The organism is Martelella sp., assembly GCF_984369615.1.
Map to the genome: position 1 here is coordinate 1 of NZ_CFHTCS010000406.1, position 3696 is coordinate 3696.

The 3696-nt window shown below is 60.7% G+C and carries 4 protein-coding genes; all 4 read left to right on the forward strand.

What is annotated here, in order from left to right; genetic code table 11:
* Nucleotides 1-1253: methionine--tRNA ligase (gene metG / locus AC5DC2_RS21190; protein WP_491699918.1), on the forward strand; the 1253-nt coding region annotated here is incomplete at its 5' end.
* Nucleotides 1254-1259: 6 nt separating this feature from the next.
* Nucleotides 1260-2039 carry a TatD family hydrolase gene (locus AC5DC2_RS21195; RefSeq protein ID WP_491699919.1) on the forward strand — a complete coding sequence of 260 codons (780 nt, stop codon included), beginning with the start codon at nt 1260-1262 and terminating at the stop codon, nt 2037-2039.
* Between the two features lie 2 nt (nt 2040-2041).
* A complete protein-coding gene (locus AC5DC2_RS21200) occupies nt 2042-2869 on the forward strand; it encodes an MBL fold metallo-hydrolase (RefSeq protein ID WP_024709888.1) in 828 nt (275 codons plus the stop codon).
* A gap of 297 nt (nt 2870-3166) precedes the next feature.
* Nucleotides 3167-3696, forward strand: a 530-nt coding sequence (locus tag AC5DC2_RS21205; protein WP_491699920.1) for an ABC transporter ATP-binding protein, incomplete at its 3' end; no start/stop codon positions are given.

Here is a 3696-nt window from a genome sequence, read left to right on the forward strand (position 1 = left end):
CGGAAGAACGCCATCGCAAGGCCGTGCAGGCGCTGTGGAAGCGCATGCAGGAGAATGGCGACATCTATCTCGGCAAGTATGGCGGCTGGTATTCGGTGCGCCAGGAGGCCTATTTCGACGAGGGCGAGACCACGCTCGGCGAAGACGGCGTGCGTCGTGAGCCGCTCGGCTCCCCGGTCGAATGGGTCGAGGAGGAGAGTTATTTCTTCAAACTGTCGGCCTATGGCGAGCGCCTGCTCGAATATTACGACGACCACCCCGATTTCATCGGCCCGTCGGAACGCCGCAACGAGGTGATCTCCTTCGTCAAGTCGGGCCTGAAGGATCTGTCGATCTCGCGCACGACCTTCGACTGGGGCGTGCCGGTGCCCGGCGATCCCGACCATGTGATGTATGTCTGGGTCGATGCGCTGACCAACTATATCACAGCGCTCGGCTTTCCGGACGAAAACGGGCCGATGTGGTCCTACTGGCCCGGCATTCACATCATCGGCAAGGACATCATCCGCTTTCACGCGGTCTACTGGCCGGCCTTTCTGATGTCGGCGGGCGTTGCGCTTCCGGAGCGGGTCTATGCCCACGGCTTTCTTCTCAACAAGGGCGAGAAGATGTCGAAATCGGTCGGCAATGTCATCGATCCCTTCAATCTCGTCGACCATTTCGGGCTCGACCAGATCCGCTATTTCATGCTGCGCGAGGTCTCCTTCGGCCAGGACGGCAGCTACAGCGACGAGGCGATCGGCACGCGCATCAATTCCGATCTCGCCAATGGCATCGGCAACCTCGCCAGCCGCTCGCTGTCGATGATCGCCAAGAACTGCGACGGCAAGGTCCCGGAATGCGGTCCGTTGACGGCGGAGGACGAGGCGATGCTGTCTTCTGCCGACGGCGTCATCGAGACGGTGCGCGAGGCGATGGAAAAGTTCGCCATCCATCGGGCGATGGCGGCAATCATCGGCCTCGTTTCTGAGGCCGACCGCTATTTCGCCGGGCAGGAGCCCTGGGCGCTGCGCAAGACCGATCCGGAGCGCATGGCAACCGTTCTTTACGTGACGGCGGAGGTGGTGCGCCAGGTTGCGATCCTGCTGCAGCCGGCCATGCCGGCCTCGGCGGCGAAATTGCTCGACCTCGTGTCGATCCCGGAAACAGAACGCGATTTCGCGCATTTGGGAAAGACGGGTCGTTTGAAATCGGGCATGCCGCTTGAAAAACCGTCGCCGGTCTTCCCGCGTTACGTTGCGCCCGAGGAATAGGAATTCATGCTGATCGACAGCCATTGCCATCTCGATTTTCCCGACTTTGACGCCGAACGCGACGACCTCGTTGCGCGCGCGAAGGAGGCGGGTGTCGCGCAGATGGTGACGATCTCAACGCGGGTGAAGAAATTCAATCAGGTCGTTGAAATCGCTGAAAAATACGAGAATGTATTCTGCTCTGTGGGAACCCATCCTGCCAATGCCGATGAGGAACTCGACATCGGCACGGACGACCTCGTCCGTCTGAGCGGCCATCCGAAAGTGGTTGCAATCGGCGAGGCGGGGCTCGACTACCACTACCAGCCGGAAAAGGCGGAAGCGCAGAAGACCGGGTTGCGGCGGCACATCGCCGCCGCGCGGAAAACCGGCCTGCCGCTCGTGATTCACAGCCGCGATGCCGATGACGACATGGATAAGATCCTGCGGCAGGAGACCGGCGAGGGCGCGTTCCCTTTCATCCTGCACTGCTTTTCTTCCGGGGCGGCGCTGGCCCGTACGGGGGTTGAGCTTGGCGGCTACGTGTCCTTCTCCGGCATCCTGACCTTCAAGAAATCCGATGATCTGCGTGCCATCGCCGCCGATGTGCCCATGGAGCGCCTTCTGGTGGAAACCGACGCGCCCTATCTGGCGCCGACGCCCTTTCGCGGCAAGCGCAATGAGCCCTCCTATGTGGTCAACACAGCGCGGGTTCTGGCCGAGGTCAAGGGCGTAAGCGAGGCGGCGATGGCCGATATCACCACGGAGAATGCCTTTCGCTGCTTCTCGAAGATGACGCGGGTCTGACCTTGGTCTACCGCCGCCGCTTCACCATTCTGGGCTGTTCTTCCTCGCCGGGCGTGCCGCGCATTACCGGCGACTGGGGTGCGTGCGATCCGGCAAACCCCAAGAACCGGCGCACGCGCACGGCCTTTCTCGTCGAGCAGTTCGCCCCCGATGGTGGGGTGACGACGGTGGTGATCGACACAGGACCGGATTTCCGCGAGCAGATGATCCGGGCAGGGGTAAGGCGCATCGATGCCGTGTTGTTTACCCACGCCCATGCCGATCACATCCACGGGATCGACGACATTCGCGGCTATTTTCATGCCCAGCGCCAGCGCATCCCCGTCTATGCCGACGAGGCGACGATGGCGCGCATTCTGGAAGGCTTTGCCTATTGCCTTGAGACCCCGAAAGGCAGCGCTTATCCACCGATCGCCCGGGCCAACATCATCACGGATATCGGCAGCCCGGTCGAAGTCGACGGCCCGGGCGGCGTGATGCGGTTCATGCCGCACCGCCAGCAGCATGGCGACATCATCTCGCTCGGATACCGACTGGGCGGCGTTGCCTACTGTACGGATGTCAGCGATTTTCCGGCCGAATCCGTTGCGAAACTGCGCGATCTCGACCTTCTGGTGATTGACGCGCTGCAATATCATCCGCATCCGAGCCATCTCTCGCTCGGGCAAGCGCTTTCCTGGGTGGAGCGCCTCGGCGCGAAGCGCGCGATACTGACGCATATGCACATTCCGCTCGACTACGACATCGTGGCGTCCGAAACCCCCGCCCATGTCGAACCCGCCTTTGACGGGTTGAGCGTCGAGTTCTCGGTCGCGGACGAAACGGTCTGAATTAAAATTTTACCCCTCAGTTCAGTTTGCGTATTGCGATTGCGCGACATCTCCGCGCTAGCGTATTTCGGCGCTAAATGCGTGATCTCTCAGGTTAAACTGACTACGACGAAAGTCTGTCAACCCCAGAAAACAGCAAATCCCTGTTGAAATCGGGACCGATTTCTGCCCATTCTTTGTCCGTTCTGGAAATTTGAGGTTGATTTAGGCAGCGCGAATTGCAGTATGAAGCCGGATTGCTTGAGAAGGCCCGTACAAGAATTGGGCCCGCGAGGTCCACAATGACAAGGGGACAAAATGGCTGAAAACCGGGGTGCTTCGGTTAAGTACGATAGTGTTCAAAAGAGTTATGACGGCGAAAGCCTCGTTGTTAAGAAATTAAATCTGGATATTCCGCCGGGCGAGTTTTTGACCATGCTCGGTCCCTCCGGCTCGGGCAAGACGACCTGTCTGATGATGCTGGCCGGTTTCGAGCCCGCCACCTACGGCGAGATCTATCTCAACGAAAAGCCCATCAACAACGTGCCGCCGCACAAGCGCGGCATCGGCATGGTGTTCCAGAACTACGCTCTGTTTCCGCACATGTCGGTTGCCGAAAACCTCGCCTTTCCGCTGCAGCTTCGCAACATGGGCAAGGCCGAGCAGGAGGAAAAGGTCAAGCGCGCGCTCGACATGGTGCAGCTCGGCAATTTCGGCGGACGCCGCCCGGCGCAGCTTTCCGGCGGCCAGCAGCAGCGCGTGGCCGTCGCGCGCGCCCTGGTCTTCGATCCCGAACTGGTGCTGATGGACGAGCCGCTCGGCGCGCTCGACAAGCAGCTGCGCGAGCA

What these genes read in the sequence shown, in the direction of transcription:
- AC5DC2_RS21195 (WP_491699919.1), top strand. Translation starts at nt 1,260, where the DNA reads ATGCTGATCGACAGCCATTGCCATCTCGATTTTCCCGACTTTGACGCC.